Below are 25,459 nucleotides of genomic sequence, written 5' to 3'. Positions count from 1 at the left end.
GGTTCGAGGCGAAATGGACGAGACGCTGAAAGAGCTGGGCGCGCATGTTCAGGAAGCCCTCCCCGACGCCGTCGGGGAGGTAATCGTCGCTTATGGCGAGCTCACCCTCGTTGCGTCCGCGGCCGAGGTGTTGAAGGTTCTCGCTTTCCTGCGCGATGATCCGTCCTGCCGCTTCGTCAGCTTCATCGATGTCTGCGGCGTGGACTGGCCGAAGCGCGAGAAGCGTTTCGACGTCGTGTACCATCTGCTGTCCCCGACCCTGAACGCGCGCATCCGCGTGCGTGTCGAGACCGACGAGACGACGCCCGTTCCCTCCGCGACCGCCGTCTTCCCGGGCGCGTTCTGGTTCGAGCGCGAAGCCTACGACATGTACGGCATCCTGTTCTCGGGCCATCCCGAGCTGCGGCGCCTGCTGACCGATTACGGCTTCGACGGCTATCCGCTGCGCAAGGACTTCCCGACCACCGGCTTCGTCGAGGTGCGTTACGACGACGAGCGCAAGCGTGTGGTCTACGAGCCGGTGAAACTCGCCCAGGAGTTCCGTAACTTTGACTTCTTGTCGCCGTGGGAGGGGCCCGAATACGTGCTCCCGGGTGACGAGAAGGCAACCGCCCCGAAGGCGGGTTGAGGTGAGGTCCGAGCGATGAACGCACCCGGCAAGATCGACCCGAACGTCCGCAACTTCCAGATCAACTTCGGACCGCAACATCCTGCAGCGCATGGTGTTTTGCGCCTCGTTCTGGAGCTGGACGGTGAAATCATCGAGCGGGTCGATCCGCATATCGGCCTGCTCCACCGCGGCACGGAGAAGCTGCTCGAGACCAAGACCTATCTGCAGGCCATGCCCTATTTCGATCGGCTCGACTACGTCGCGCCGATGAACCAGGAGCATGCCTTCTGCATGGCGGTGGAGCGGCTGCTCGGCATCGAGGTGCCGAAGCGCGGCCAGCTGATCCGCGTGCTCTATTCCGAGATCGGCCGCATCCTCTCCCACATGCTCAACGTGACCACGCAGGCGATGGACGTCGGCGCGCTCACCCCGCCGCTGTGGGGCTTCGAGGAACGCGAGAAGCTGATGGTCTTCTACGAGCGCGCCTCCGGTTCGCGCATGCACGCGGCCTATTTCCGCCCCGGCGGCGTGCATCAGGACCTGCCGCAGAAGCTCGTCGAGGACATCCGCGATTTCATCCCGCACTTCCTGAAGGTCTGCGACGACCTCGAGGGGCTGCTGACCGACAACCGCATCTTCAAGCAGCGCAACGTCGACATCGGCATCGTGAGCCTTGAGGACGCCTTCGCCTGGGGGTTCTCGGGCGTGATGGTGCGCGGTTCGGGCGCGGCGTGGGACCTGCGCAAGTCGCAGCCCTACGAGTGCTACGACGAGATGGAATTCGACATTCCCGTCGGCAAGAACTGCGACAACTACGATCGCTACTGTATCCGGATGGAGGAGATGCGGCAGTCGGCGTACATCATGCGCCAGTGCTGCGAGCGTCTCCTCAAGGAAGCCGGCCCGGTCTCGGCCGTGGACAACAAGGTCGTTCCGCCCAAGCGTGGCGAGATGAAGCGCTCGATGGAAGCGCTGATCCATCATTTCAAGCTCTACACGGAAGGCTTCCATGTTCCCGCCGGCGAGGTCTATGCCGCGGTGGAAGCGCCCAAGGGCGAGTTCGGCGTCTATCTCGTCGCCGACGGCACCAACAAACCCTATCGCTGCAAGATCCGCGCGCCCGGCTTCGCGCATCTCCAGGCGATGGATTTCCTTTGCCGCGGCTACATGCTCGCGGACGTGTCGGCGATCCTCGGGTCGCTCGACATCGTGTTCGGTGAAGTGGACCGCTGAGCCGGGTTCGGCCAGCGGTTCGATCGGAAGGGTACGGCATGTCTGTCCGTAGGCTTGCGCCAAAAGAGGTTCAGCCCGAGAGCTTCGCGTTCACGGCCGAGAATCTTGTTTGGGCCGAGAAGACCATCGCGAAGTATCCCGCCGGCCGGCAGGCCAGCGCGGTCATTCCGCTGTTGATGCGCGCGCAGGAGCAGGCGGGCGGCTGGGTCTCGGAGCCGGCGATGCGGTATGTCGGCGACATGCTCGGCATGGCGCCGATCCGCGTCTACGAGATCGCCACCTTCTACACCCAGTTCCAGCTTCAGCCGGTCGGCAGGAAGGCGCACATTCAGGTCTGCGGCACCACGCCGTGCATGCTGAAGGGCGCCGGCGACCTGATGAAGGTCTGCAAGCGGCGCATCAACGCCGAGCCGTTCCATCTCTCCGAGAACGGCGATTTCTCGTGGGAAGAGGTGGAGTGCGCCGGCACCTGCACCAATGCGCCCATGATTCAGGTCTGGAAGGATGTCTACGAGGACCTGACGCCCGAAGACTTGGACAAGATCCTCGATGCGTTCGAGCGCGGCGAGAAGCCGACGTCGGGCCCGCAGAACGGCCGTATTACCTCGGCTCCGGTCACGGGGCTGCGCGTGCTGACCTCGCCGGAACTCTATGACGGCTCGATGGTGGGGCAGGGGGCCGGCCTTGCGCTTGCCCGCGAGGCGATTGCCGCCCGCGCCAATGGCGAGACGGCCCCTCCGGCTCCGCCGCCGGCCGCTGCCGCCGCGGCTCCCCCGGCGCCGCCCAAGAGCGATCCGGCTCCGGCCGCGCCGCCGCCGGCCAAGGCGGTCGAGGCTGCCGGCAGCGCCGACAGCGAGAAGCCCGCCAAGCCCGTGGCTCCGCCGCCGGGCGAGAAGGCGTCGGATTGAGGAGCGAACCATGCTTGCTGACAAGGATCGCATCTTCACCAACATCTACGGCCACCACGACTGGGGGCTGCAGGGCGCGCTGAAGCGCGGCTCGTGGGATGGCACCAAGACCATTCTCGAAGCCGGCCGCGACTGGATCATCGAACACATGAAGGCCTCGGGCCTGCGCGGGCGCGGTGGCGCCGGCTTCCCGACCGGCCTCAAGTGGTCGTTCATGCCCAAGAACAATGACGGGCGGCCGCACTATCTCGTCGTCAACGCCGACGAGTCGGAGCCCGGCACCTGCAAGGATCGCGAGATCCTGCGCCACGACCCCCATCATCTGGTCGAAGGCTGCCTGATCGCCGGCTTCGCCATGGGTGCCCACGCCGCCTACATCTATGTTCGCGGCGAGTTCATCCACGAGCGCGAGCGCCTGCAGGCGGCGGTCGATCAGGCCTATGAGGCGCGCCTGATCGGCAAGAACAACGTTAACGGCTGGGACTTCGACGTCTACGTCCACCACGGCGCCGGCGCCTATATCTGTGGCGAGGAGACCGCGCTGCTGGAGAGCCTGGAAGGCAAGAAGGGCCAGCCGCGCCTGAAGCCGCCGTTCCCGGCCAATGTGGGCCTCTATGGCTGCCCGACGACGGTGAACAACGTCGAGTCCATTGCTGTCGCGCCGACCATCCTGCGGCGCGGCGCGGCGTGGTTCTCCTCCATCGGCCGGCCCAACAATGTCGGCACCAAGCTCTATGGCATCTCCGGCCATGTGAACACGCCCTGCGTCGTCGAAGACGCGATGGGCATCCCGTTCAAGGAACTGATCGAGAAGCATGGCGGCGGCGTGCGCGGCGGCTGGGGCAACCTGCTCGCCATCATCCCCGGCGGCGCGTCCTGCCCGATCGTCCCGGCGGACCAGTGCGAAGACCTGATCATGGACTTCGACGGCTGCCGTGCGGTGAAGTCGAGCTTCGGCACCGCCGGCGTGCTGGTGATGGACAAGTCCACGGACGTGGTTAAGGCGATCTCCCGCATTTCGTACTTCTTCCGGCATGAGAGCTGCGGCCAGTGCACGCCCTGCCGCGAGGGCACGGGCTGGATGTGGCGCGTGCTCGACCGCATGGTCGAGGGGCGCGCGCAGAAGCGCGAGATCGACCTGCTGCTCCAGGTCACGACGCAGGTCGAGGGCCACACCATCTGCGCGCTCGGCGACGCGGCGGCGTGGCCGGTGCAGGGCCTGATCCGGCATTTCCGCGGCGAGATCGAGCGTCGGATCGACCAGTACGCGGCGAACCCGCATTCCGATCCGGTCCCGGTGCCGGTCGCGGCGGAGTGAGAAAGCATCATGGCCAAGATCATCGTCGACGACATCGAGCTTGATGTTCCGCCGGAATACACGCTCCTCCAGGCCTGTGAGGCGGCCGGCGCGGAGATTCCGCGCTTCTGCTTCCATGAGCGCCTGTCGATCGCCGGCAACTGCCGCATGTGCCTCGTCGAGGTGAAGGGCGGGCCGCCCAAGCCGACGGCGAGCTGCGCCATGAACGTGCGCGACCTGCGCCCCGGCCCCAATGGCGAGCCGCCCGTGGTGCTCACCAAGAGCCCCATGGTGAAGAAGGCGCGCGAAGGGGTGATGGAGTTCCTGCTCATCAACCACCCGTTGGACTGCCCGATCTGCGACCAGGGCGGCGAGTGCGACCTGCAGGACCAGGCCATGGCCTATGGCGTGGATACGTCCCGCTATGCCGAGAACAAGCGCGCGGTCGAGGACAAGTATATCGGCCCGCTCATCAAGACCTCCATGACGCGGTGCATCCAGTGCACCCGCTGCGTGCGCTTCACCACGGAAGTGGCGGGCGTCGCCGAGCTCGGCGCCATCGGGCGCGGCGAGGACATGGAGATCACCACCTATCTCGAGGCGGCGCTCTCCTCGGAGCTGCAGGGCAACGTCGCCGACCTCTGCCCGGTCGGCGCGCTTACCCAGCGGCCTTATGCCTTCCACGCCCGTCCGTGGGAACTGGTGAAGACCGAGTCCGTCGATGTGATGGATGCCGTCGGCTCCAACATTCGCGTCGATACGCGCGGTCGCGAGGTCATGCGCGTCCTTCCGCGGCTCAACGAGGACGTGAACGAGGAGTGGATCTCCGACAAGACCCGCTACATCTGGGACGGTTTGAAGACGCAGCGTCTCGACCGCGCCTATGTGCGGGTTGGCGGCAAGTTGAAACCTGCGAGCTGGCCGGAGGCTTTCGCCGCCATCGCCGAGAAGGTGAAGGGTGTTCCCGGCAACCGCATCGGCGGCCTGGTCGGCGACCTCGCCTCGGTGGAGGAGACCTTCGCCCTCAAGTCGCTGCTGACGGCGCTGGGATCGGCGAACATCGACTGCCGGCAGGACGGCACCAAGCTCGACCCGTCGCTCGGTCGCGCCAGCTACCTGTTCAACGCCGGCATCGCCGGCATCGAGCAGGCGGACGCGCTGCTGATCATCGGTTCCGATCCGCGCCGTGAGGCGAGCGTGCTCAACGCCCGCATCCGCAAGCGCTGGCTGCAGGGCAATTTCCCGATCGGCCTGATCGGCGAGCATGTCGACCTGACCTATCCCTATGACTATCTCGGCGCCGGTTCCGACACGCTGGTCGATCTCGTGGGCAGCGGCACTTTCGCGGAAACGCTGAAGAACGCCCAGCATCCGCTGATCCTGATCGGGCAGGGCGCTCTTTCGCGTCCCGACGGTGCCGCCGTGCTGGCGCTCGCCGCGCGGCTGGCCGTGGCGGTCGGTGCCGTCAAGGATGGCTGGAACGGCTTCTCCGTGCTGCACACCGCGGCTTCGCGGGTCGGCGCGCTCGATCTCGGCGCCGTGCCGGGTGAGGGCGGTCTCGACGCCGTGGCGATGACCAATCCGGGCGGCGTCGACGTCCTCTTCGCGCTCGGCGCCGACGAGATCGACATCGCCCCCGGCGCCTTCGTGGTCTATCTCGGCACCCATGGCGACCGCGGCGCCCACCGCGCCGACATCATCCTGCCGGGCGCGGCCTATACGGAGAAGTCCGGCACCTATGTGAACACGGAAGGCCGGGCGCAGCTCGCCAACCGCGCCGCCTTCCCGCCGGGCGAGGCCCGCGAGGACTGGGCGGTGCTGCGCGCGCTCTCGGACGTCATCGGCAAGCGGCTGCCCTTCGACAGCCTTTCCGAGCTCAGGGCGGCGCTCTACAAGGGGCATCCGCATCTGGCCCGTATCGAGCACGTCGCGCCGGCCGATCCGGCGGCGGTGCTCGCGCTTGCCAATGCCGGCGGTACGCCGGCGAGCGCGCCGTTCAAGGCAGCCGTCACCGAGTTCTATCTCACCAACCCGATCGCCCGCGCGTCCGCCGTGATGGCCGAATGCTCCGCGCTCGCCCATAGCCGCCTTGCGGCGGCGGCCGAGTGAGGGGAGAGAGCACATGACCGAAACGACCTGGTTCGACACGCTGCTTCAGGTGCTCATCATTGTCGCCCAGAGCCTCGCGCTGCTGGTCGGGCTGCTGATCATCGTCGCCTATGTGCTGCTGGCCGACCGCAAGATCTGGGCGGCGGTGCAGCTGCGCCGCGGCCCCAACGTGGTCGGGCCGTTCGGCCTGTTCCAGTCTTTCGCGGACCTGATCAAGTTCGTGCTCAAGGAGCCGGTCATCCCGGACGGCTCGAACAAGGGCGTGTTTCTGCTGGCGCCCTTCGTCACCTGCCTGCTGGCGCTCGCCGCCTGGGCGGTGGTGCCGATCGATGCCGGCTGGGTGGTCGCGGACATCAATGTCGGTGTGCTTTACATCTTCGCGATCTCGTCGCTGGGTGTGTACGGCACCATCATGGCCGGCTGGGCGTCGAACTCGAAGTATCCCTTCCTGTCGGCGCTGCGCGCGGCGGCGCAGATGGTATCCTACGAGGTCTCCATCGGCTTCGTCATCGTCACCGTGCTGCTCTGCGCTGGCTCGCTGAACCTCTCAGCCATCGTCGAGGCCCAGAATACCCAGTGGGGCCTGCTCGGCTGGTACTGGCTGCCGCTGTTCCCGATGTTCGTGATCTTCTTCATTTCGGCGCTTGCCGAGACGAACCGCCCGCCCTTCGATCTGGGCGAAGCGGAGTCCGAGCTCGTGGCCGGCTTCATGGTGGAATATGGCTCCACCCCGTACATGATGTTCATGCTCGGCGAGTACGTGGCGATCATGACCATGTGCGCGCTGATGACCATCCTGTTCATGGGCGGGTGGCTGCCGCCGGTGCCGGTGGCGCCTTTTACCTGGGTGCCGGGCATCGTCTGGTTCCTGCTCAAGGTTCTGCTGGTCTTCTTCATGTTCGCCATGGTGAAGGCAATGGTTCCCCGCTACCGCTACGATCAGCTCATGCGCCTCGGCTGGAAGGTGTTCCTGCCGATCTCGCTGGCGATGGTGGTGATCGTGGCCAGCGTGCTGCACTTCACCGGCCTGGCGGCCGGGGGAGGCTGAGATGGAAGGCGCGCTCGGGGCTCTTACCGAGGCATCCGCCATCGGTTGGGTCGGGGCGCTCGCCGGCGCGCTGTTTGGTGCGTTCGAATGGTTCATTCTGCCACGGGTCGTCGAAACGTCGATCCGCGGTTCCCGGGAGGCCCGGAAGCTGAGCGCTGATCAGCTCGAGGGCGTGATTTCATGGTGGAAGACCGTTATTCGGGTTTTCGCCGTTTCGATGCCGCTGGTGGGCTTCGGCCTCGCCGCGGCCTTGGCCGACTGAGGAGAGCGTCATGAGGTTGGATCTGGCCGCACGCCAGTTGCTGCTCACCGAGTTCGTCTCGGCGTTCTTCCTGGCTATGCGCTATTTCTTCAAGCCGAAGGCGACGCTGAACTACCCCTTCGAAAAGGGGCCGGTGTCGCCGCGCTTCCGTGGCGAGCATGCGCTGCGGCGCTACCCGAACGGCGAGGAACGCTGCATCGCCTGCAAGCTGTGCGAGGCGATCTGCCCGGCGCAGGCCATCACCATCGAGGCTGGCCCGCGCCGTAATGACGGCACCCGCCGCACGACGCGTTACGACATCGACATGGTGAAGTGCATCTATTGCGGCTTCTGCCAGGAAGCCTGCCCGGTGGATGCCATCGTCGAGGGACCGAACTTCGAGTTCGCCACCGAGACGCGCGAGGAACTCTACTACGACAAGGCCAAGCTGCTCGCGAACGGCGACCGCTGGGAGCGCGAGATCGCGCGCAACATGGCGCTGGACGCGCCGTACCGTTGAGCGCGCAGGGGATTGGGCAAGGGGTCGTGTACGTGAAGACCGTAACGATACGAGCCGCTAAGGCTCTTCGCGCCGCCGCCGTCGGGAAGACGCGCGCGGTGATGACTGGGGAGTGCCGGGCATGAGCCTCGCCGCGCTGTTCTTCTATCTCTTCGCCGGGGTGGCCGTCGCCTCGGCCTTCATGGTCATCGCCTCGCGGAACCCGGTTCACTCGGTCCTGTTCCTGATCCTGACCTTCGTGAACGCCTCCGGCCTGTTCATCCTGATTGGCGCCGAATACATCGCGATGCTGCTGATCGTCGTCTATGTCGGCGCGGTCGCGGTGCTGTTCCTGTTCGTGGTGATGATGCTCGACGTCGATTTCGTCGAACTCCGCCAGGGCTTCCTGCAGTACCTGCCGGTCGGCGCTCTGGTCGGCCTCGTCTTCCTCGCCGAACTGGTGCTGGTGGTCGGCTCGTGGACCTTCGGCGAGGGCGTGACCGGCGCGGTCGCGGCCTCTTCGGACGTGTCGAACGCGGTGCAGATCGGCCGGGTGCTCTACACGGACTACGTCTACTTCTTCCAGGCGGCCGGCCTCGTCCTGCTGGTCGCCATGATCGGCGCCATCGTGCTGACGCTTCGCCACAAGGAGAACGTCAAGCGCCAGAGCATCCCGGTCCAGAACGCGCGCACCAAGGCGATGGCGATCGACGTCGTCAAGGTGCCTTCCGGCAAGGGGCTCTGAGCCATGGCGATCGGCCTTCCGCACTATCTGACCGTCGCGGCCATCCTGTTCACGCTCGGCACGCTCGGCATCTTCCTCAACCGGAAGAACGTCATCGTCATCCTGATGTCGGTCGAGCTCATCCTGCTGGCGGTGAATATCAACCTCGTCGCCTTCTCGGTCTTCCTCGGCAACATCACCGGGCAGGTCTTCGCGCTGTTCGTGCTGACGGTCGCCGCCGCCGAGGCCGCCATCGGTCTCGCCATCCTCGTGGTGTTCTACCGCAACCGCGGTTCGATCGCCGTCGAGGACATCAACACCATGAAGGGCTGAGCGGGCATTCATGTACCAGGCGATTGTCTTCCTCCCCCTCGTCGGCTTCCTCATCGCCGGCCTGTTCGGCCGGCTGATCGGCGCGCGCGCCTCGGAACTGGTCACGACCGGGCTTCTCTTCGTCTCCGCCTTCTTCGCGTGGATCGTCTTCTTCCAGACCGGCTTCGGTGGCCAGGACGGAACGGTCGAGCTGTTCACCTGGATGGCGTCCGGTGGGCTCGACGTGCGCTGGGCGATCCGTGTGGACACGCTCACCTCGGTGATGCTGATCCTCGTGACCAGTGTCTCCTCGCTCGTGCACCTCTATTCGATGGGGTACATGCACGAGGACCCCAGCCGCCCGCGCTTCTTCGCCTATCTCTCGCTCTTCACCTTCGCCATGCTGATGCTGGTGACGAGCGACAATCTGGTGCAGATGTTCTTCGGCTGGGAAGGCGTCGGCCTCGCCTCCTACCTGCTGATCGGCTTCTGGTACGACAAGCCGTCGGCCTGCGCGGCGGCGATGAAGGCCTTCATCGTCAACCGCGTCGGTGACTTCGGCTTCATCCTCGGCATCGCCGCCGTGTTCATGATGACCGGCTCGATCTCGTTCGAGCAGATCTTTGCCTCGGCGCCCTCGCTGCTCGACAAGAACATCCTGTTCCTCGGCTATGAGTGGCACGCGCCGACCATCATCTGCCTGCTGCTCTTCGTGGGCGCCATGGGCAAGTCGGCCCAGCTCGGTCTGCACACCTGGCTGCCGGACGCGATGGAAGGCCCGACTCCAGTATCGGCGCTGATCCACGCCGCGACCATGGTCACCGCCGGCGTATTCATGGTGGCGCGCCTGTCGCCATTGTTCGAGCTGTCGCAGACGGCGCTCAACGTCGTGCTGTTCGTCGGCGCCTCGACCGCTTTCTTCGCTGCGACCATCGGCTGCGTGCAGAACGACATCAAGCGCGTCATCGCCTATTCGACCTGCTCGCAGCTCGGCTACATGTTTGTCGCGCTCGGCACCGGCGCCTATTCGGTCGGCATCTTTCACCTGCTGACGCACGGTTTCTTCAAGGCGCTGCTGTTCCTTGCCGCCGGCTCGGTCATCCACGCGATGCACCATGAGCAGGACATGCGGCACATGGGCGGCCTGTGGCGGAAGATCCCGTTCACCTACGCCACCATGATGATCGGTGGCCTGGCGCTGACGGGCTTCCCCTTCACGGCCGGCTATTTCTCGAAGGACGCGATCATCGAGACCGCCTTCGTGAGCCACAGCCCGTTTGCCACCTATGCCTGGGTGCTGACCGTGGCCGCCGCGGCGTTGACCGCCTTCTACACCTGGCGGCAGATGTTCATGACCTTCCACGGCGAGACCCGCGCGGACCATCACACCTACGACCACGCGCATGAATCGCCGCTGGTGATGCTGATCCCGCTCGGCCTGCTTTCGCTCGGGGCGATCTTCGCGGGCATGATCCTGTACCCCTATTTCGTGGGGCAGGACGTGGATCATTTCTTCCGCGAGTCGATCTTCATGGGGCCGGAGAACAAGATCCTCGAGGAGATGCACCACATCCCCGGCTGGGCGAAGTGGGCGCCGACGGTGATGATGGCGCTCGGTTTCATCGTCGCCTACTGGATGTACATCGCCAACACGGCCGTGCCGAAGGCGATCGCCAAGCAGAACGACGTGCTGTACCGCTTCCTGCTCAACAAGTGGTACTTCGACGAGATCTACGACTTCCTCTTCGTTCGCCCGACAATGTGGCTCGGCAACTTCCTGTGGAAGCAGGGTGATGTGCGCGTCATCGACGGCTACGGACCGAACGGCGTCTCGGCCCGGGTGGTCGACGTGACGAACAGGGTGGTCCGGCTGCAGACCGGCTATCTCTACCACTATGCGTTCGTGATGCTGGTTGGCGTCGCGGCCCTCATCACCTGGTTCATGTTCGGGGGCTCGCACTGATGTACGACTGGCCCATCCTTTCCGTCGTCACCTTCCTGCCGCTCGTCGGCGCGCTGCTCATCGTCCTGATGATCCGCGGCGACGACGAGGTGGCGCAGCGCAACGCCCGCTGGGTCGCGCTGTGGGCGACCCTCGTCACCTTCGTCATCTCGCTGCTGCTGCTCTTCGGGTTCGACCCGTCGAGCCACGAATTCCAGTTCCTCGAGCAGAAGCCCTGGCTCGGTGACGTCGCGACCTATCGCATGGGTGTCGACGGCATCTCGATGCCCTTCGTGCTGCTCACCACGCTGCTGATGCCGATGTGCATCCTGGCGAGCTGGGAGTCGATCCATGTGCGCGTCAAGGAGTACATGATCTGCTTCCTGGTGCTCGAGACGCTGATGATCGGCACCTTCGCGGCTCTCGACTTGCTGCAGTTCTACATCTTCTTCGAAGGCGGCCTGATCCCGATGTTCCTCATCATCGGCATCTGGGGCGGCAAGCGGCGCATCTACGCCACCTTCAAGTTCTTCCTCTACACGCTCGCCGGCTCCGTGCTCATGATGCTCGCCATCATGGCCATGTACTGGCAGGCGGGCACGACCGACATCACGGCGCTGCTGAAGTTCGATTTCCCGGCCGGCATGCAGTACTGGCTGTGGCTCGCCTTCTTCGCCTCCTTCGCGGTGAAGATGCCGATGTGGCCCGTCCACACCTGGCTGCCCGACGCGCATGTCGAGGCGCCGACAGCCGGTTCGGTCATTCTGGCGGGTATCCTTTTGAAGATGGGCGGCTACGGCTTCCTGCGTTTCAGCCTGCCCATGTTCCCGGAGGCGTCGGCCTATTTCGCGCCCTTCGTCTTCACGCTCTCGGTGATCGCGATCGTCTACACGTCGCTGGTCGCCCTGATGCAGGAGGACATCAAGAAGCTGATCGCCTACTCGTCCATCGCCCATATGGGCTACGTGACGATGGGCATCTTCACCCTGACCCAGGAGGGCATCCAGGGCGCGGTGTTCCAGATGGTCAGCCACGGCTTCGTGTCGGGCGCGCTGTTCCTGTGCGTCGGCGTGATCTACGATCGCATGCACACCCGCGAGATCGCGGCCTATGGCGGCATCGTGCATCGCATGCCGATCTACGCGACGGTGTTCATGGTGTTCACCATGGCGAATGTCGGCTTGCCGGGCACCTCGGGCTTCATCGGCGAATTCCTCACCATCATCGCGACCTTCGGGCGGAACAGCTGGGTGGCGCTCTTTGCCGCCACCGGCGTGATCCTGTCGGCCTCCTACGCGCTGTGGCTCTACCGCAGGGTGATCTTCGGGGCGCTGGAAAAGGACAGCCTGAAGGGGCTGCTCGACCTCAACGGCCGCGAGATGGCCTCGCTCATTCCGCTGCTGTTGCTCACCCTCCTCTTCGGTATCTGGCCGCAGCCGATCCTTGACGCCTGCAACGCCGCGGTGGGCGCGATCGTCGCGCGCGCCGATGTGGCGACCGAAGCCGTCAAGGCTGCCGCGCTGGTGCTGCCTTGATCCGCCCCCTGATGACCTTCGCGGAGCCTGTTCGATGACCTTCACCCTTGCCGCGCTCGGCCCCGCGCTGCCCGAACTGCTGCTGGCCGTTTCCGCCATCCTGCTGCTGCTGTTCGGCGCCATCGTCGGCCCGAAGTCGACGGATACCGTGAACGGCCTCACGCTCGCGGCGCTGTTCGCGGCGCTGGTGCTGGTCATTCTCGGCCCGTCGCAGGCGACGCTGTTCGGCGGGGCCTTCCAGGTCGATGAGTACGGGCGCTTCCTGAAGGTCCTCGCCCTGCTGGGTGCCGGCGGCACGCTTGCCATGTCGGTCGACTGGCTGAAGGTGGAGAAGCAGAGCCGCTTCGAGTTCGCCATCCTCGTGCTGCTGTCGACGCTCGGCATGATGATGCTGATCTCGGCCGGCGACCTGATCGCGCTCTATATGGGCCTCGAGCTGATGAGCCTGGCGCTCTACGTGATCGCCGCCAACAACCGCGATTCCGTGCGCTCGACCGAGGCCGGCCTGAAGTACTTCGTGCTCGGCGCGCTCTCCTCGGGCATGTTCCTCTATGGCGCGTCGCTGATCTATGGCTTCACCGGCTCGGTGAACTTCGCCCGCATCGCCGAGGCCGCCCGCGAGCCTTCGCTCGGCCTTATCTTCGGCATCGTGTTCACCTTCGCCGGTCTGTGCTTCAAGGTCTCCGCCGTGCCGTTCCACATGTGGACGCCGGACGTCTATGAGGGTGCGCCGGCGCCGGTGACGGCGTTCTTCGCGGCGGCCCCGAAGGTCGCGGCCATGGCGGTGTTCGTGCGCTTTGCCATCGAGGCGCTGCCGAACGTCGTGCACCAGTGGCAGCAGATCATCGTCTTCGTCTCCATCGCCTCCATGGCGCTTGGCTCCTTCGCCGCCATCGGCCAGCGAAACCTCAAGCGCCTCATGGCCTATTCGTCGATCGGCCACATGGGGTACGCGCTGGTCGGCCTCGCCGCCGGCACGGAGCAGGGCGTGCGCGGCGTGCTGGTCTACATGACCATCTACATGGCGATGACGCTGGGTACCTTCGCCTGCATCCTGTCGATGCGCCGCAAGGACGGCGTTGTCGAGAACTACGACGAGCTCGCGGGTCTCGCCCGCACCAGCCCGGTCAAGGCGTTCTTCCTGGCGGCGCTGATGTTCTCGCTCGCCGGTATCCCGCCGCTCGCCGGCTTCCTCGCGAAGTACTACGTCTTCCTCGCCGCCATCGAGGCGGGGCTGTACACGCTTGCCGTCATCGGCGTGCTCACCAGCGTGGTCGGCGCCTTCTACTACCTGCGTATCGTCAAGGTGATGTACTTCGACGAGCCGGCGCCGGCCTTCGAGCCGATGCCGTCGGAGTTGCGCGCGGTGCTTGCCGTCTCGGGCCTGTTCACCGTGCTGCTCTTCGTCTATCCGGCGCCGCTGCTGGCGGCGGCGGGCGCAGCCGCGCGGGCGCTCTTCTGAGAATGACGCATCCGCCGGGCGCAACGCCGGTCATCCGCTTCGATACGGTCGGCTCCACCAATGCCGAGGCGCTGGCAGCGATCGGCGGACCGGCGCCTTGCTGGTTCGTCGCGGAGCGGCAGACCGGCGGCCGCGGCCGCCGTGGCCGGCCTTGGACGTCGGAGCCGGGCAACCTCTATGCATCGCTGCTGCTGGTCGATGCCGGGCCAGCGGCGCGCCAGCCCGAGCTGTGCTTCGTGGCGGCGCTGGCGCTCTATGACGCGGTTCGGGCCGTCACCGGCATAGACCCGCTGCGCATCGGCCTGAAATGGCCGAACGACGTGATGATTGACAGCGCCAAGCTGGCCGGCATCCTGCTGGAAGGCACCGCGCTGCCGGGCGGCCGCATGGCGACTGTCATCGGCTTCGGCGTCAATTGCGCCCATCATCCGGCCGACACGCCCTACGGCGCCATCGATCTTTCCGGCGCGGGCTATCCGACTGAACCTCCGGCCATGCTTGCCGCGCTCGACGCCGCCATGCGCCACCGTCTCGCCGAATGGGCGCGCGGGGAGGGGTTCGCCGATATCCGCGAGGCCTGGCTGATGCGGGCGTCAGGGGTTGGCAAGCCGGTGACCGTGCGCCTCGGCGAGCGGCAGTCGGAAGGGATCTTTGAGGCGCTCGACTTTTCGGGTGCTATGGTGTTGCGCCGCCCCGACGGGGTGCGCGAGACGATCAGCGCCGGCGACGTTTTCCCGTCGCCGCGCGCGTCAGTGTGAAAGGGAGTCGCGTGAGCAAATGGCCGGACGAGCTGGTCTTCGCCCCCCTCGGTGGGGTTGGCGAAATCGGCATGAACCTCGGGCTCTACGGTTTCGGCCCGCGCAACCGGCGCAAATGGCTCGCGGTTGATCTCGGCATTTCCTTCGCGCCGCCCGAGGTGCCGGGGATCGACCTGATCATGCCGGACGTGTCCTTCCTCGAGGATCAGGTGGATGCCGGCAATCTGGTCGGGCTGGTGATTACCCACGGCCACGAGGATCACATCGGCGCCCTCGTCGATCTGTGGCCGCGGCTTGGATGCACGGTCTACACCACCCCCTTCACGCACGCGCTGGCGGAAGTGCGCCGGCTGGGTGAGCCGGGCGCCCCGAAGATTCCCTTCCATGTCGTACCGACCGGGGGGCGGGTGCGGATCGACCCGTTCGACGTGGAGTTCCTCCCCGTCGCCCATTCCATCCCCGACAGCCACGCCCTCGCCATCCGCACGCCGCTCGGCCTCGTCGTGCATACGGGCGACTGGAAGATCGACCCGACGCCGGTCGTCGGCAACGTCACCGATCCGGCTCGCTTCTCCGCGCTCGGCGACGAGGGCGTGCGCGCGGTCGTGTGCGATTCCACCAACGCAATCCGCGACGGCATCTCGCCTTCCGAGGTGGATGTGCAGGGCGTGCTGGCCGAGCTGATCGCCGCCGCGCCGCATCGCATGGCGGTGACGACCTTCGCCTCCAATGTCGCGCGCATCCGCTCCATCGCCGAGGCGGCGATGAAGACGGGCAGGGAAGTGGTACTGGTCGGTCGCGCCATGGAGCGTGTGGTTTCGGTGGCGCGCGAGCAGCATATGCTCGATGGACTGCCGCCCTTCCGCCCGGCCGACGCCTATGGCTTCCTGCCGCGTGACAAGGTCGTGGCGATTCTCACCGGTAGCCAGGGCGAGCCGCGCGCGGCTCTCGCCCGCATTGCCGATGACGACCATCCCGAGATCGCGCTGTCGCCGGGCGATCAGGTCATCTTCTCGTCGCGCACCATTCCCGGCAATGAGCGTCCGGTGAACCGCATCATCAATGCGCTGGTGCTGCAGGGCGTGAAGGTCATCACCGACCGCGACGCGCTGGTGCATGTCTCCGGTCATCCGCGCCGGGGCGAACTGGAGCAGATGTATCAGTGGCTGCGTCCGCAGGTCTCGGTGCCGGTGCATGGCGAGCCGCTGCATCTGGCTGAGCACGCCGATCTCGCTCGACGCATGGGGGCCCGCGAGGTCGTTCGTCTGGTCGACGGGGACGTGGTGCGCCTCGTCAGCGCCGATCCGGCGCTGGTCGCCGAGGTGATCGAGGAACTGCCCGCCGGGCGTCTTTACAAGGACGGGCAGGTGCTCATTGGCGCGGATGATCCCGCCGTTGCCGAGCGCCGCCGCCTGTCCTTCTCGGGGCTGGTGTCGGTTGCCGTCGCCATGTCCGCCAAGGGCGAGGTGGTGGGCGATCCGATGATCGACCTCTCCGGCCTGCCGCGCCACGGCATCGGCGGCAAGCCGCTCGACGACGTGGTGGAGGAAGCCGTCCTCGACTGCCTCGACGGACTGCCCAAGCCGCGCCGGCGCGACCCCGACGCCGTGGCGGAGTCGGTCACGCGGGCGGTCCGCGGATCGGTGAACGCCGCCTGGGGCAAGAAGCCGCTCTGCCATGTGCTGGTGATCACGGTATGAAAGGCGTGCCCGGCGCCGCCTGCCGCGAAAGTTGAATGCCTTTCTCACAAGGAACGTGATCCAAGGGGCGGCATTGAGCGGCGGCATTCGTGCCGCCCGCATACGGTCTCCGGGAGGCGGCATGCTCCTCGGATGCCCATGAGGGGAGCGTATTCGCATGATCGGTCGTCTCAACCATGTCGCCATTGCCGTGCCGGATCTTGATGCGGCCATCGCCATCTATCGTGACACGCTCGATGCCGAGGTGTCGGAGGTGGTGCCGCAGCCCGAGCATGGCGTGAACACGGTCTTCGTCGTCCTTCCGAACACCAAGGTCGAACTGCTCGGCGTACTGGGCACGGACTCGCCGATCGCCAAATTCCTGGAACGCAATCCCGAAGGCGGCATCCACCACATCTGCTACGAGGTGGAAGATATCCGCGCCGCTCGCGACCGCCTTCTCGCCGCCGGCGCGCGCGTGCTGGGCTCGGGCGAGCCGCGCATCGGGGCGCACGGCAAGCCGGTGCTGTTCCTCCACCCGAAGGATTTCCTCGGCACTCTGGTCGAACTCGAGCAGGCCTGACGCACTCCCATGGGCATCACCACCTACATCGCGATCTACTTCATCGTCTGGTGGACGGTGATCTTCACCATCCTGCCCTTCGGCGTGCGCTCCCAGCATGAGGACGGTGTGGTCGAGGATGGAACCGAGCCGGGCGCGCCCCAGCGTCCGCTGCTGCTGCGCAAGGCGCTGGTGACGACGGTGGTGGCGGCCGTGTTCGTCGGCCTGTTCGCGTGGTCGGTCGAAACCGGCCGGCTCACGCTCGACATGTTCCCGCTGCCGATCAAACTTTACTGAAATGGCCGCGCCGGTCTGACCCGGGGTCAAAAACAAGGCTGTAGAGGTAAAAAAAGAGGCGGGACTCAAGGTCCCGCCCGCTTGTTTGGCCGCCCGCACCTGATTCCGTGCCGTTTCGGCATCTGTCAGGGGGCTTTCTTAGCCGTTATTCCTCCCGAGACCTGGACCGATCATCACGCTCCGAGAAGCGATCAGCGGACCTCTTTCTAGAGGCCGGCACCTTAAAGCAAAAAATGCGGCCTTGTCATCCTTGCGTCGCAATAGAACGATGGTGCGATGCAATAGAATTAGGCTGCGTTCCGTGGCCGAAGCCTGAAGTTCAGGCAGAGGCGGGCGGGGGCGGTGCGCAAGGGCTTGTGTTTTTCTGACCGATCCGGTTTCACTCCGCCATCCTTGCCGCGCGCCGCCGGCAGACGAATCGTGAGTTTCCGCTGATGCGCCTTTCCCGCTACTTCCTTCCCATCCTCCGCGAAGTCCCGAAGGAAGCGGAAATCGTTTCGCACCGCCTCATGCTGCGCGCCGGCATGATCCGTCAGGAGAGCGCCGGCATCTATGCCTGGCTGCCGCTGGGCAAGCGCGTTCTGGACAAGATCTGCAACGTCATCCGCGAGGAGCAGAACCGTTCGGGCGCCATCGAGATCATGATGCCGACCATCCAGTCGGCCGACCTCTGGCGCGAGAGCGGGCGTTACGACGACTACGGCAAGGAGATGCTGCGCATCAAGGACCGGCACGAGCGCGACATGCTCTACGGGCCGACCAATGAGGAGATGCTCACCGAGATCGTCCGCGCCTATGTGAAGTCCTACAAGGACCTGCCGCTGAACCTCTACCACATCCAGTGGAAGTTCCGCGACGAGGTGCGCCCGCGCTTCGGCGTCATGCGCTCGCGCGAGTTCCTGATGAAGGACGCTTATTCGATCGACCTCGATTTCGAGAACGCGGTCATCGCCTACAACCGCATGTTCGTCGCCTATCTGCGCACCTTTGCGCGCCTTGGCCTCAAGGCGATCCCGATGGTCGCCGACACCGGCCCCATCGGCGGCAACCACAGCCACGAATTCATCATCCTCGCCTCCACGGGCGAGAGCCAAGTGTTCTGCCATTCCGACTATCTCGAAATGGACACGCCCGGCAGCGATGTCGACTTCCAGGACCCGTCGTCTCTGCAAACCATCGTGAACCGCTGGACCAGCCTTTATGCGGCCACGGAAGAGAAGCATGACGAGGCGGCGTTCGCGGCGATTCCGGACGGTCAGCGTCTGTCCGCGCGCGGCATCGAGGTCGGTCACATCTTCTATTTCGGCACCAAGTATTCCGAGCCCATGAACGCCACCGTCGCCGGCCCGGACGGCGTGGAGCGGCCCGTCCACATGGGCTCCTACGGCATCGGCCCCTCGCGTCTCGCCGCGGCCATCATCGAGGCCTCGCACGACGAGAACGGCATCATCTGGCCGGAGGCCATCGCGCCGTTCCGCGTTGGTCTGCTGAACCTCAAGGTGGGCGATGCGGCGACCGACGCGGCCTGCGACGCGATCTATGCCGAGCTGGTCTCGCGCAATATCGACGTGCTCTACGACGACACGGACGAGCGTCCCGGCTCGAAGTTCGCCACGGCCGACCTCATCGGCTTGCCCTGGCAGATCATCGTCGGGCCGAAGGGCCTGGCGAACGGCATGGTGGAACTGAAGCGTCGGGCGGATGGCTCGCGCGAAACGCTGCCGATCACGGCGGCGCTGGCGCGGATCATCGGCTGAACGCAGGCAGCGATCTCGACAGGCGGGGCGCACGGCGGAGCAGGCATGGCGGCACGGAGCGAAGCGCGTCGGGTGAAGGAAGCACAGGCGCGCCCCGACGAGGAGCCGACCGGCTCGCGGCCGTTCAGCGCGTTCGAATGGATGCTGTCGCTGCGCTATCTCAGGGCGCGGCGCAAGGAAGGCTTCATCTCGGTCATCGCCGGGTTCTCCTTCCTCGGCATCATGCTGGGCGTCGCTACGCTCATCATCGTCATGGCGGTGATGAACGGCTTCCGCACCGAACTCCTGTCGAAGATCCTCGGCCTCAACGGCCACATGCTGGTGCAGCCAATCGACGGGCCGCTGACGGATTACGACGCGGTCGCCAAGCGCATCGCCGGCGTGCCGGGCGTCAAGTTCGCGGTGCCGCTGGTCGAGGGGCAGGCTCTGGCCTCCTCCGCCTACGGGGCCGGCGGCGTGCTGGTGCGCGGTCTCTCGGAGGCGAACCTGCGCGCGCTCCCCGCCATCGGAGCGAACATCCGCACCGGCACACTGGAAGGCTTCGACAGTGGCACGGGGATCGCCATCGGCAAGCGCCTTGCTGACCAGCTCTCGCTGCAGGCGGGTGACAACCTCACCCTCGTCGCGCCGCGCGGGGCGGTGACACCGATGGGCACGACGCCGCGCATCAAGGTTTACAAGATCGCGGCGGTGTTCGAGATCGGCATGTCGGAATACGACAGCGCCTTCGTCTTCATGCCGCTGGCGGAGAGCCAAGCCTATTTCAACAAGGATGGCGACGTCACCGCCATCGAGGTCTACATCGACAAGCCGGACGACGTGGAACGCTACCGCTCCGCCGTGCAGGCGGCAGCCGAGCGGCCGATCTACATCGTCGACTGGCGCCAGCGGAACGCCACCTTCTTCAACGCGCTGCAGGTCGAGCGGAACGTGATGTTCCTCATCCTGACGCTGATCGTGGTGGTCGCGGCCTTCAATATCGTCTCCGGCCTCAACATGCTGGTGAAGGACAAGGGGCGCGATATTGGCATTCTGCGCACCATGGGTGCGACGCGCGGGGCGATCATGCGGGTCTTCCTCGTCACCGGCGCCGCCATCGGCGTCGTCGGCACCATCGCCGGCTTCCTGCTCGGGCTGGTGGTGTGCCTGAACGTGGAGGAAATCCGCCAGTTCATTTCCTGGCTCACCGCAACCGAGCTCTTCTCGCCCGAGCTCTATTATCTCAGCCGCCTGCCCGCCGAGATGAACGCCGGCGAGACCGCGACCGTCGTGCTGACCGCGCTCGTCCTGTCCTTCCTCGCTCCGCTCTACCCCTCGTGGCGCGCCGCGCGCCTCGATCCGGTGGAAGCGCTGCGCTACGAATAGGGGACCGGTCGTGTCCGCATCGCCGCAGACCGTACTCCGGCTGGAACAGATCGAACGCCGCTACATGCAGGGCGAAGGTACGCTCGACATTCTGCGCGGCGCCGATTTCACCGTTATGGAAGGCCAGTCGGTGGCGCTCGTGGCGCCGTCCGGCACGGGCAAGTCCACGCTCCTCCACGTCGCCGGTCTGCTGGAGCATCAGGACGCCGGGGAGGTCTATATCGGCGGCAAGGCGACGGCAGGCCTGCCGGATGCCGAGCGTACCCGTATCCGACGGGTCGACGTCGGCTTCGTCTACCAGTTCCATCACCTCCTGCCGGAATTCTCTGCGCAGGAAAACGTGATGCTGCCCCAGATGATCCGGGGTCTGTCGAAGCGCGAGGCGGCGGTGCGCGCGAAGGAACTGCTCGGCTATCTCGGCCTCGGCAAGAGGCTCGATCACCGGCCGGGCGAATTGTCGGGCGGCGAGCAGCAGCGTGTCGCCATTGCGCGTGCCGTGGCCAATGCCCCGCGCGTGCTGCTGGCGGACGAGCCGACGGGAAATCTCGATCCGCACACGGCCGACCATGTCTTTCACGCCCTGTCCCAGCTTGTCGAGGCGACCGGCCTCGCGGCGGTGATCGCGACCCACAATCTCGAGCTCGCGGGGCGCATGCACCGTCGCGTGACGCTGCAGGACGGGCAAGTCGTGGAATTGCCATAGGCCTGCCGTCGTCGCTCCTGTTCGGCGGTAATCTCATGCTATTCTCACCCGCAGCGCCGTAGCGCTCCGGAGTGCCGCCATGCTGGACCGTCTTCTCCAGTACGATCACATGACATTGCTGGCGGGCGCCGTCGCGGGTGCGGTTGCCCTCATCATCCTGCTGCGCTGGGTCGGCCAGCGCGTCGTCGTGCCGAAAACGCGTCTGGCGCTCGTGGGCGACGGCTCCTTCGACTACGACATTGCCGGAACGGACGGCCACCAACCCGTCCTCGCCCGCATCGCCGGCCGGACGCCATCGTCTCTGGGTGAGGAATGCATCGCCGAACTCCTGACGGCTGTCACCAAAGCTGGCGAGGTCGAGGCGATCGTCGTCCATGTCGAAGGCGCCCGCGTGGGAGAGATCCCGGCACGCGACCTTCTTCACTTTCACGCGGCGGCGAAAGGGCGGCCGGCGCGTTGCGAGGCGGTGGTGCTGCGCGGCCATGCAGAAGATCTGCGGGTCCGGCTCGATGTCGCGTGGCCTCCGCGGCTGAGCTAGCCGGACTGTCCGTTTTCCTTTCTGCTCGCGGGAATCGGCGTGCCGCCAAGCACCGCCGTTTGCCATTTGTCAACCATAGACTGGAACGAAAGAGGAACATGGCTTGATTGTGGGGATTGCGGGAGTCATGTTCTCCGTATGTTCCATGGAGGTCGACATGATCCGCATCCTCGTTCAGGAAGTTGCCGCTCTCACATCCATCGGGCTGTTCGTTGCCATGATCGGCATCTGGGCAGGGGTCATCACCGGCGTCTGAGGACAGCGGGGAGGACAGCCCCGCATGGGTGGACGCGGCGCCGTAGCATGCTCACCATCTAGACGGCGAGTCGCGGGAGGAAAGAAATGGCTGAGGCTGATGTCGGGTTCGTTCATCTGCATGTCCATTCCGCCTTCTCGCTGCTCGAAGGGGCGCTGACCATCGGCAAGCTGGCCGAGCTTGCCAAGAAGGATCGGCAGCCTGCCATCGCGCTCACCGACACGGGCAATCTGTTCGGTGCGCTGGAATTCTCCGAGAAGATGGCCGGAAGCGGCATCCAGCCGATACTCGGCTGCTCGCTCGCGGTGGACGTGCCCGGCCCCGCGCCACGTGGCCCAGCAGGGCAGGAGCGCCCGCGCATCGCTCTGCTCGCCGCCAGCGAGCAGGGGTGGAAGAATCTGATGGAGCTCGTCTCGCGCTCCTATCTCGACACCGCTTCGGACGGCGCTCCCCACATCAAGCTCGATTGGCTGCAGGGCTTTTCCGACGGCCTGATCGTTCTTACCGGCGGTCCCGCGGGTCCCGTGGACCGTGCGCTCGCCGCGGGTAGTGCGGATCTTGCCGAGCAGAGGCTGGTCGCGCTTTCCGAGCTGTTCGGCGACCGGCTCTATGTCGAAGTCCAGCGCCATGGCGTTGCCGACGAGCGCAAGGTCGAGCCGGCACTGATCGAACTCGCCTACCGGCTCGAGCTGCCGCTCGTGGCAACCAATGAGCCGTTCTTCGCGGCGCAGGAAGACTACGAGGCCCATGACGCGCTGATCTGCATCGCGGAGGGGCGGCTGGTGGCCGAACCCGACCGCCGCCAGCTCACCCCTGAGCACCGGTTCCGCACCAGGGCCGAGATGACGGCGCTGTTCGCGGACCTGCCGGAGGCGCTCGCCAACACCGTCGAGATCGCGCGGCGTTGCGCCTACCGTCCGCGCACGGTCAAGCCGATCCTGCCGCGCTTCACCATGGAGCGCGACGAGGCGGAGGAACTGCGGGTACAGGCGGAGGAGGGGCTCCGGCGGCGACTGGCGATCCACGGCCCGGCGCATGGGCTGGCGGAAAAGGACTACGAGGATCGCCTCGCCTTCGAGCTCGGCATCATCGAGAAGATGAAGTTTCCCGGCTACTTCCTTATCGTGTCGGACTTCATCAAATGGGCAAAGGCACAGGGCATTCCGGTGGGGCCGGGCCGTGGATCGGGTGCCGGCTCGCTGGTCGCCTATTCGCTCACCATCACCGATCTGGATCCGCTGCGCTTCGGGTTGCTGTTCGAGCGCTTCCTGAATCCCGAGCGCGTGTCCATGCCGGACTTCGATATCGACTTCTGTCAGGAGCGTCGCGACGAGGTTATTCGGTATGTGCAACAGCGCTACGGTCGCGATCAGGTAGCGCAGATCATCACCTTCGGTACGTTGCAGGCGCGCGGCGTGCTGCGCGACGTCGGCCGCGTGCTGGAGATGCCCTACGGGCAGGTCGACAAGCTCTGCAAGCTGGTGCCGCAGAATCCGGCCAACCCGGTGACGCTGAAGCAGGCGATCGGCGACGAGCCGAGGTTGCAGGCGGAGAGCGAGGCAAACCCCGTCGTGAAGCGGGCTTTCGACATTGCTACCAAGCTCGAAGGCCTGAACCGCCACGCCTCGACCCATGCGGCCGGCATCGTGATCGGCGACCGGCCGCTGGCCAAGCTCGTGCCGCTCTACCGCGATCCGCGCTCCGACATGCCGGTCACGCAGTACAACATGAAATGGGTCGAGCAGGCCGGTTTGGTGAAGTTCGACTTCCTCGGCCTGAAGACTCTCACCGTGTTGCAAACGGCGGTGCGTCTGGTTGCACAGCGTGGCATCCAGCTCGACCTGTCGACTATCCCACTGGGCGACGAGAAGACCTACGCCATGCTGACGCGGGGCGAGACGGTCGGCGTGTTCCAGGTGGAAAGCGCGGGCATGCGCCGCGCCCTCGTCGACATGAAACCGGACCGGCTGGAGGACATCATCGCGCTCGTCGCGCTCTACCGTCCGGGCCCGATGGCCAACATTCCGGTCTATTGCGCGGTGAAGAACGGCCAGGAGAAGGCGGCCTATGCCCATCCCGCGCTGGAAGCGAGCCTGAAGGAAACTTACGGCGTCATCATCTACCAGGAACAGGTGATGCAGATCGCGCAGACGCTGTCCGGCTATTCGCTGGGCGAGGCGGATCTGCTGCGGCGCGCCATGGGCAAGAAGATCCGCGCCGAGATGGACAAGCAGCGTGAGCGCTTCGTCACCGGCGCGGTGGAGCGCGGCGTGCCCAAGGCCAAGGCGTCGGAAATCTTCGACCTGCTCGCCAAGTTCGCCGACTACGGCTTCAACAAGAGCCATGCCGCCGCCTATGCGCTGGTCTCGTACCAGACCGCCTATATGAAGGCGAACTACGCCACGGAATTCCTTGCCGCGTCGATGACGCTCGACATGGGCAACACCGACAAGCTGGCGGAATTCCGCCAGGAATCGCAGCGGCTCGGCATCGAGGTGGTGCCGCCCTCGGTCAACCACTCCGGCCGGGAGTTCGCGGTGAAGGACGGGCGCATCCTCTACGCGCTCGCCGCCATCAAGGGCGTGGGCGTGCATGCGGTGGACGCCATCGTCGAGGCGCGGGGCGACCGACCCTTCGCCAGCCTTTCGGACTTCGCCTCGCGCATCAACGCCAAGGCGCTGAACAAGCGCACCATGGAGAGCCTCGTCAACGCCGGGGCCTTCGATGCGCTGGAGCCGAACCGCGCCCGCGCGACGGCGGCGATCGAACCGATTCTCGCCCATGCCGCTTCGGTGGGGGCGGAGGTGGCTTCCGGTCAATGGAACATGTTCGGCGGGCCCGCGCAGGCGACGGAGCTGCCGATACCCAGCACCGCGCCGTGGCTGCCGGCCGAGAAGCTGCAGCGCGAATATGATTCCATCGGCTTCTTCCTCACCGGCCACCCGCTCGACGACTACGGCAAGGCGCTGGAGCGGCTGCGCGTGCAGCGCTGGACCGATTTCACCCGCTCGGTGCGTGCCGGCTCCATCGCCGGGCGCCTCGCCGCGACCGTGGTGAGCCGGCAGGAGAGGCGCACCAAGACCGGCAACAAGATGGGCATCGTCGGCCTGTCCGATCCTTCCGGGCAGTTCGAGGCGGTGCTGTTCTCCGAGACGCTGGCGCAGTTCCGCGAGCTTCTGGAGCCCGGCAAGGCGCTGCTCCTGCAGGTCTCGGCGGAGCTGCAGGGCGAGGATGTGCGCGCCCGCATCCAGACGGCCGAACCGCTCGACCAGGCGGCCTCGAAGATGCAGAAGAGCATGCGTATCTTCTTGCGCTCGCCCGATCCGCTGGAAAGCGTCGCCTCGCGCCTCGGCTCTCTCGCCGGCGGACGCGGGGACGGGGAGGTGGCGCTGGTACTGCTGCTCGGCGAACAGGGCGCAACGGAGGTGGAAGTGAAGCTTCCCGGCCGCTACAGCCTGTCGCCCCAGATCGCCGGGGCCCTCAAGGCGGTTCCCGGCGTGGTCGCCGTCGAGGCGCATTGAGCGGATGAAGGGGTAGTTCGGCGCGTTGCCCCGGGGGTAGAGCCACACGACGCTTGCGTGTCGGGGTGTGGTCCCTTATAAGCCGCGCCATTCCGCACGCGGA

At 65.9% G+C, this 25,459-nt stretch carries 22 protein-coding genes; all 22 read left to right on the top strand.

The genetic code is table 11. The features are described from left to right. Positions 1-13: 13 nt before the first annotated feature. Complete coding sequence (locus STARVERO_RS07260) at positions 14-628, top strand: NADH-quinone oxidoreductase subunit C (protein WP_144343426.1); 615 nt, start codon at positions 14-16, stop codon at positions 626-628. A 15-nt stretch (positions 629-643) separates the two neighbouring features. After that, positions 644-1,843, top strand: coding sequence for an NADH-quinone oxidoreductase subunit D (locus STARVERO_RS07255; RefSeq protein ID WP_144343427.1), 1,200 nt, complete (start codon positions 644-646; stop codon positions 1,841-1,843). 38 nt (positions 1,844-1,881) lie between these two features. Next, positions 1,882-2,751 (top strand): NADH-quinone oxidoreductase subunit NuoE, encoded by an 870-nt coding sequence (nuoE, locus tag STARVERO_RS07250; RefSeq protein WP_159598375.1) that lies wholly within the window; start codon positions 1,882-1,884, stop codon positions 2,749-2,751. Between the two features lie 10 nt (positions 2,752-2,761). Continuing rightward, positions 2,762-4,069 (top strand): NADH-quinone oxidoreductase subunit NuoF, encoded by a 1,308-nt coding sequence (nuoF, locus tag STARVERO_RS07245; protein WP_159598374.1) that lies wholly within the window; start codon positions 2,762-2,764, stop codon positions 4,067-4,069. Between the two features lie 9 nt (positions 4,070-4,078). Beyond that, complete coding sequence (gene nuoG / locus STARVERO_RS07240) at positions 4,079-6,157, top strand: NADH-quinone oxidoreductase subunit NuoG (protein ID WP_159598373.1); 2,079 nt, start codon at positions 4,079-4,081, stop codon at positions 6,155-6,157. A 13-nt stretch (positions 6,158-6,170) separates the two neighbouring features. After that, positions 6,171-7,205 (top strand): NADH-quinone oxidoreductase subunit NuoH, encoded by a 1,035-nt coding sequence (gene nuoH / locus STARVERO_RS07235; protein ID WP_159598372.1) that lies wholly within the window; start codon positions 6,171-6,173, stop codon positions 7,203-7,205. 1 nt (position 7,206) lies between these two features. Then, positions 7,207-7,467, top strand: a complete 261-nt coding sequence (locus tag STARVERO_RS07230) for a hypothetical protein (protein ID WP_159598371.1) — start codon at positions 7,207-7,209, stop codon at positions 7,465-7,467. A gap of 10 nt (positions 7,468-7,477) precedes the next feature. Continuing rightward, positions 7,478-7,966, top strand: coding sequence for an NADH-quinone oxidoreductase subunit NuoI (nuoI, locus tag STARVERO_RS07225; RefSeq protein ID WP_013166662.1), 489 nt, complete (start codon positions 7,478-7,480; stop codon positions 7,964-7,966). Between the two features lie 121 nt (positions 7,967-8,087). Then, positions 8,088-8,690, top strand: a complete 603-nt coding sequence (locus STARVERO_RS07220; RefSeq protein WP_159598370.1) for an NADH-quinone oxidoreductase subunit J — start codon at positions 8,088-8,090, stop codon at positions 8,688-8,690. Between the two features lie 3 nt (positions 8,691-8,693). Further along, positions 8,694-9,002 (top strand): NADH-quinone oxidoreductase subunit NuoK, encoded by a 309-nt coding sequence (gene nuoK / locus STARVERO_RS07215; protein WP_144343434.1) that lies wholly within the window; start codon positions 8,694-8,696, stop codon positions 9,000-9,002. Positions 9,003-9,012: 10 nt separating this feature from the next. Beyond that, on the top strand, positions 9,013-10,944 hold the full coding sequence (gene nuoL / locus STARVERO_RS07210; RefSeq protein ID WP_144343435.1) for an NADH-quinone oxidoreductase subunit L: 1,932 nt from the start codon (positions 9,013-9,015) through the stop codon (positions 10,942-10,944). Next, positions 10,944-12,458 (top strand): NADH-quinone oxidoreductase subunit M, encoded by a 1,515-nt coding sequence (locus STARVERO_RS07205; RefSeq protein WP_144343436.1) that lies wholly within the window; start codon positions 10,944-10,946, stop codon positions 12,456-12,458. Before nuoL ends, STARVERO_RS07205 begins: the two co-directional genes overlap by 1 nt. A gap of 34 nt (positions 12,459-12,492) precedes the next feature. Beyond that, the gene (nuoN, locus tag STARVERO_RS07200) at positions 12,493-13,920 is read left to right on the top strand and encodes an NADH-quinone oxidoreductase subunit NuoN (RefSeq protein ID WP_144343437.1); all 1,428 of its coding nucleotides are present in this window, start codon (positions 12,493-12,495) and stop codon (positions 13,918-13,920) included. 2 nt (positions 13,921-13,922) lie between these two features. After that, positions 13,923-14,678, top strand: a complete 756-nt coding sequence (locus STARVERO_RS07195; protein WP_159598369.1) for a biotin--[acetyl-CoA-carboxylase] ligase — start codon at positions 13,923-13,925, stop codon at positions 14,676-14,678. A gap of 11 nt (positions 14,679-14,689) precedes the next feature. Beyond that, on the top strand, positions 14,690-16,378 hold the full coding sequence (locus tag STARVERO_RS07190) for a ribonuclease J (RefSeq protein ID WP_159598368.1): 1,689 nt from the start codon (positions 14,690-14,692) through the stop codon (positions 16,376-16,378). A gap of 157 nt (positions 16,379-16,535) precedes the next feature. Next, positions 16,536-16,940, top strand: coding sequence for a methylmalonyl-CoA epimerase (gene mce, locus STARVERO_RS07185; RefSeq protein WP_159598367.1), 405 nt, complete (start codon positions 16,536-16,538; stop codon positions 16,938-16,940). Between the two features lie 9 nt (positions 16,941-16,949). Further along, positions 16,950-17,216 (top strand): DUF1467 family protein, encoded by a 267-nt coding sequence (locus STARVERO_RS07180; RefSeq protein ID WP_159598366.1) that lies wholly within the window; start codon positions 16,950-16,952, stop codon positions 17,214-17,216. Between the two features lie 434 nt (positions 17,217-17,650). Beyond that, entirely contained in the window at positions 17,651-18,973 is a 1,323-nt protein-coding gene (gene proS, locus STARVERO_RS07175) for a proline--tRNA ligase (RefSeq protein WP_144343442.1), read from the top strand. Positions 18,974-19,114: 141 nt separating this feature from the next. Continuing rightward, entirely contained in the window at positions 19,115-20,338 is a 1,224-nt protein-coding gene (locus tag STARVERO_RS07170) for a lipoprotein-releasing ABC transporter permease subunit (protein WP_144343706.1), read from the top strand. Between the two features lie 64 nt (positions 20,339-20,402). Then, positions 20,403-21,041 (top strand): ABC transporter ATP-binding protein, encoded by a 639-nt coding sequence (locus tag STARVERO_RS07165; RefSeq protein ID WP_244616883.1) that lies wholly within the window; start codon positions 20,403-20,405, stop codon positions 21,039-21,041. A gap of 79 nt (positions 21,042-21,120) precedes the next feature. Beyond that, positions 21,121-21,579 (top strand): hypothetical protein, encoded by a 459-nt coding sequence (locus STARVERO_RS07160; protein WP_144343444.1) that lies wholly within the window; start codon positions 21,121-21,123, stop codon positions 21,577-21,579. 342 nt (positions 21,580-21,921) lie between these two features. Continuing rightward, positions 21,922-25,356, top strand: coding sequence for a DNA polymerase III subunit alpha (dnaE, locus tag STARVERO_RS07155; protein ID WP_159598365.1), 3,435 nt, complete (start codon positions 21,922-21,924; stop codon positions 25,354-25,356). Positions 25,357-25,459: the final 103 nt, after the last annotated feature.

The organism is Starkeya nomas (assembly GCF_902703545.1).
GTDB lineage: Bacteria > Pseudomonadota > Alphaproteobacteria > Rhizobiales > Xanthobacteraceae > Ancylobacter > Ancylobacter moscoviensis.
Note: the sequence above shows the minus strand (reverse complement) of the source record. Positions and strands in the feature narration are given on the sequence as shown.